This is a genomic window from Stenotrophomonas sp. STEN240 (assembly GCF_056756175.1).
Genome location: NZ_JBRRBO010000089.1, coordinates 1 through 3,315 on the forward strand (window position 1 = coordinate 1; position 3,315 = coordinate 3,315).

A 3,315-nucleotide genomic window follows, 5' to 3' on the forward strand; every position below is an offset into this window, starting at 1 on the left:
TACCAGTAGAGCCCCAAAAGCCCCCCTCACCCCAACCCCTCTCCCGCAAACGGGAGAGGGGCTCAAGCCTCCCCATCGATGTCGCGCGCTCTGTAGTGCCGAGCCATGCTCGGCAGAGGCCTTCCCGGTAGAGCCGCAAAAGCCCCCCTCACCCCAACCCCACACCCCTGAACGGGAGAGGGGCTTCAAACAACAACGCTCACACTGCCCATACCGCCGGCCACCTGACCGCCGGTGGTAACATAGACATCTGATTTCAGGCCTTTTTCCTCCATGTTCAGCTTTTTTCGCCGCAAAAAGACCGACGACGCCCAACAGCCCGCAAAGCCGTCCACGCTGAGCGTTGAGGAACTGGCCGCCGCCTTCCCGCAGGCCCCGTCGGCGCAATCGCCGCTGCCGGCAGAACCTGACTCGACCGAAGCCGCGCAAGCACCGATCCAGGCAAACGAGGCCCCCGCAGCACATGTGGAGCCAACGACCGAAGTCGCGGCGACGCCTGCGCCGCTTGTCGAACAGGCTGTCGCAGCGGAAACCGTGGCTGCAACCGTGCCGGTCCCCGCTCACACAGTACCGGCCATCGCCCCCTCGCCTGCAATCAACGAAATCGCGGCGCAGCCAACAGAACCCACTGCTGCTCCTGTAGTTGCTGCTCCTGTAGTTGCTGAAGAAGCGGCTCCAGCTGCACTGCCAACTGCCACTCCGGCTCCAGCTCCAGTCGCAGCCGAAACCAACGCACCCAGCTCCGCCGATTCCGACGCAGCACTGATTCCCGCCAATGCAGCGCCTGCCGCACAGGCTGGCAAGCCCGGTTGGCGCGACCGTCTGCGCAACAGCACGTTCGCCCGCAGCTTCGGCGGCCTGTTCTCGCGCAACCCCAAGCTCGACGACGACCTGCTCGACGAGATTGAAACCGCACTGATCACCGCCGACGTCGGCATGCCGGCAACCACGGCGCTGGTCGAAGACCTGCGCAAGCGCATGAAGTCGCGCGAGTTTGCCGATGCCAATGCGCTGCTGGCCGCACTGCGCGCCGACCTGATCGCCATGCTGCAGCCGGTCGCCAAGCCGTTGGTGATCGACACCAACGCCAAGCCGTTCGTGATCCTCACTGTCGGCGTCAACGGCGTCGGCAAGACCACCACCATCGGCAAGCTGGCCAAGCGCTTCAAGGATCAGGGCCATAGCCTGATGCTGGCTGCCGGCGACACCTTCCGCGCCGCCGCCGTCGCCCAGTTGCAGATCTGGGGTGAGCGCAATGGCGTGGCCGTGGTCGCCCAAGGTCAGAACGCAGATGCTGCCTCGGTCGCATTCGACGCACTGCAGGCCGGCAAGGCGCGCGGCACCAGCGTGTTGATCGCCGATACCGCTGGCCGCCTGCACACCCAGACCGGCCTGATGAACGAGCTGAGCAAGATCCGTCGCGTTCTCGGCAAGATCGATGAAACCGCTCCGCACGAAGTGTTGATGGTCATCGACGGCACCACCGGCCAGAACGCGCTGTCGCAGCTGCGCCAGTTCCATGCGGCTGCAGGCGTCACCGGCCTTGTCGTGACCAAGCTGGACGGCACCGCCAAGGGCGGCGTGGTATTCGCGCTGGCCCGCGAATTCGGCATTCCGATCCGTTTTGCAGGCATCGGCGAGCGCCCGGAAGATCTGCGCGTGTTTGATGCCGAAGCCTTCGTCGACGCATTGTTGCCGCAGGCGCTGGGCGCTTGATCTGAAGCCCCTCTCCCACCGGGAGAGGGGTTGGGGTGAGGGTACGAAAGAGCGAAGCTCCCACGCAGCATCAACGACAAGAGCCTTACCCTCATCCGCCCCTATGGGGCACCTTCTCCCGCAGGGAGAAGGGACGCGCCAGCCACCGCCCTCGCTAGCCCATGCCCAACTTCCCCAGCCAACTCCTTACCTGGTTCGACCAGCACGGCCGCCATGATCTGCCCTGGCAGCATCCGCGCTCGCCGTACCGCGTCTGGCTGTCGGAAATCATGTTGCAGCAGACCCAGGTCGCTACGGTCACCCCGTACTTCCAGCGCTTCGTGCAGTCGTTTCCGACGCTTGCGGACCTGGCCGCCACCGACAACGACACGCTGATGGCGCATTGGGCCGGGCTGGGCTACTACGCGCGTGCCCGCAACCTGCATGCGGCCGCCAAGCAATGCGTTGAACTGCATGGTGGCGAACTGCCGCGTGATTTCGATGCGCTGCTTGCCCTGCCCGGCATCGGCCGCAGCACCGCTGGCGCCATCCTCAGCCAGGCCTGGAACGACCCGTTCGCGATCCTGGATGGCAACGTCAAACGCGTGCTGACCCGTTATCACGGCGTTGCCGGCTTCCCCGGCCTGCCGGTCATCGAAAAGCAGCTCTGGGCGCAGGCCGAAACCCATGTCGCGCAGGTGCCTGCCGGTCGCATGGCCGATTACACCCAGGCCCAGATGGATTTCGGCGCAACCTTGTGCACGCGCTCAAAGCCGGCCTGCATCCTGTGCCCGCTGCAGAACAGCTGTACCGCGCATGCGCAGGGCCTGGTGGATGCATTGCCAACGCCGAAGCCGAGCAAGGTGCTGCCAGAGCGTGAGGCCAGCGCCTTGCTGCTGGAGGACAGCGACGGCCGCATCCTGCTGCTCAAGCGCCCGCCGACCGGCATCTGGGCCTCCCTGTGGACCCTGCCGCAGGCCGACACCGACAGCGCGTTGCGTGACTGGTTTGCCGGCACCATCAAGGGCAACTACGACAATGCCGAAGAACTGCCGCTGATCGTGCACACCTTCAGTCATTACCGCCTGCATCTGCAGCCCTTGCACTTGCGCAAGGTCGCACTCAAGGCCAAGGTCGGTGACAATGCCGATCTACGTTGGGTGGCACGCAGCGAGCTGGCCGCACTTGGCCTGCCCGCGCCTATCCGCAAACTGCTGGACAAGCATCCGGCGCACTGATTCGACAGGATTCCACCATGCCCCGCTCCGTCTTCTGCCAGTACGAACAACGCGAAACCGAGGGTCTGGATTTCGTGCCCTATCCGGGTGAACTGGGCCAGCGCATTTTCGCCAATATCGGCAAGCCGGCCTGGGCTGCATGGCTGGCGCATCAGACCATGCTGATCAACGAGAACCGCTTGTCGCCGCGCGATCCCAAGCACCGCGCCTTCCTTGAAGAAGAACTGGTGAAGTACCTGTTCTCTGGTGGCGCTGAAAAGCCAGCCGGCTACGTGGCGCCGGAAGCTCACTGACACCAGACTGTAGTGGCGCGGCCCACCCCGCGGAGGCCCAACCCCCAAACCCCCCCCCCCGCCAGGCGCCGGCCGCCCCCGGGGCCCTA

General features: G+C 65.2%; 3 protein-coding genes. All 3 read left to right on the forward strand.

Annotated features, from left to right (window positions below; translation table 11 throughout):
- The first annotated feature begins 273 nt into the window (after positions 1–273).
- The 3 genes from ftsY (at position 274) to ACVOKO_RS19385 (ending at position 3,226) form a co-directional block, all read left to right on the forward strand.
- Entirely contained in the window at positions 274–1,716 is a 1,443-nt protein-coding gene (gene ftsY, locus ACVOKO_RS19375) for a signal recognition particle-docking protein FtsY (protein WP_346501011.1), read from the forward strand.
- 161 nt (positions 1,717–1,877) lie between these two features.
- Complete coding sequence (gene mutY / locus ACVOKO_RS19380) at positions 1,878–2,933, forward strand: A/G-specific adenine glycosylase (RefSeq protein ID WP_346501013.1); 1,056 nt, start codon at positions 1,878–1,880, stop codon at positions 2,931–2,933.
- Between the two features lie 17 nt (positions 2,934–2,950).
- Positions 2,951–3,226, forward strand: coding sequence for an oxidative damage protection protein (locus ACVOKO_RS19385; RefSeq protein ID WP_346501015.1), 276 nt, complete (start codon positions 2,951–2,953; stop codon positions 3,224–3,226).
- Positions 3,227–3,315 lie beyond the last annotated feature (89 nt).

Coding starts and splice junctions, on each gene's coding strand:
- ftsY (WP_346501011.1), top strand. CDS start 274: ATGTTCAGCTTTTTTCGCCGCAAAAAGACCGACGACGCCCAACAGCCC.
- mutY (WP_346501013.1), top strand. CDS start 1,878: ATGCCCAACTTCCCCAGCCAACTCCTTACCTGGTTCGACCAGCACGGC.
- ACVOKO_RS19385 (WP_346501015.1), top strand. CDS start 2,951: ATGCCCCGCTCCGTCTTCTGCCAGTACGAACAACGCGAAACCGAGGGT.